This is a genomic window from Pseudomonas edaphica (genome assembly GCF_005863185.1).
Classification (GTDB): domain Bacteria; phylum Pseudomonadota; class Gammaproteobacteria; order Pseudomonadales; family Pseudomonadaceae; genus Aquipseudomonas; species Aquipseudomonas edaphica.
In genome coordinates, this window is record NZ_VBVZ01001044.1 from 1 (window position 1) to 972 (window position 972).

General features: G+C 64.1%; 1 protein-coding gene and 1 pseudogene. Both read left to right on the forward strand.

Going from position 1 to position 972, the window contains the following annotated elements:
* A pseudogene (locus FEM54_RS33130) lies at window positions 1–783 on the forward strand (metabolite traffic protein EboE); the annotation flags it as partial.
* Window positions 773–972 (forward strand): alkaline phosphatase family protein (locus FEM54_RS33135; protein WP_138454345.1); only part of this gene is annotated, 200 nt, incomplete at its 3' end. The pseudogene FEM54_RS33130 and the gene FEM54_RS33135, both read left to right, overlap by 11 nt.

Genomic DNA, 972 nt, shown 5'->3' on the forward strand with positions numbered 1-972 from the left:
AGCAAAGCGCGGCAACTGCGCGCCGATGAACACCTCAGCCAACTCACAGCCGCACTTGCCACGCTGCACCACAAAACCGGCAAGAAAATTGTGTTCTGCCTGGAGATGGAGCCCGACTGTGTGCTGGAAAACACCGAGCAGACCCTCGCATTCTTCCAGCACCGGCAGGCCATGGACCCGAACCATGCCTACCTGGCGCTGTGTTTTGATGTGTGCCACCAAGCGGTGATGTTCGAGGATTGTTATCAATCCCTGGAACGGCTGCGTGCCGCCGGCGTGCCGGTGGGCAAGGTCCAGCTGTCCAATGCGATGATCTGCCACTTGCCGCCCGACGATGCCGTTCGACGCGAAGCCGTGCTCGACACCCTCGCAAGCTTTGCCGAAGCCACCTACCTGCACCAGGTCAAGGCACTCGATGCACAGGGCCGTCGCGTGGCCTGGGCCGATCTGCCGGCGGCATTGCAAGGTTGCACCGGGTTCAACGAACTGCGCATTCACTTCCATATCCCGCTGTTCAGCGAACACTTGCTGTTGCCCGAGCTGCGCGGCAGCCAGGCGGCCCTGGCCCAGACCTTCGACTACCTGGCCGCCCACACTGAGTTCCGCCCGGTGCTGGAGGTGGAAACCTACAGCTGGGGCGTGTTGCCCGCGCAACTGCGGCCCACAACGCAACAGGCGCAGCTGGAAGGCATCGCCGCCGAGCTGCGTTGGGTCGAGGGCCAATTGCGCCAGCGCAACCTGCTGCAAACCCTGATGCAGGAGGCGTATGCCGATGCGCTCTGAGCAACCGCTGCTGCTGATCAATGTGGTCGGGCTGACGCCGTCGCTGCTGGGCGAGGCGACGCCGCAGATCAACGCGCTGCTCAAGACCGCCAAGATGGCCAGTCTGCAACCGGTGTTCCCTGCCGTGACGTCCACGGTGCAGGCCTCGATCCTCACCGGCGCGCCGCCGTCGCAGCATGGGATCGTCGG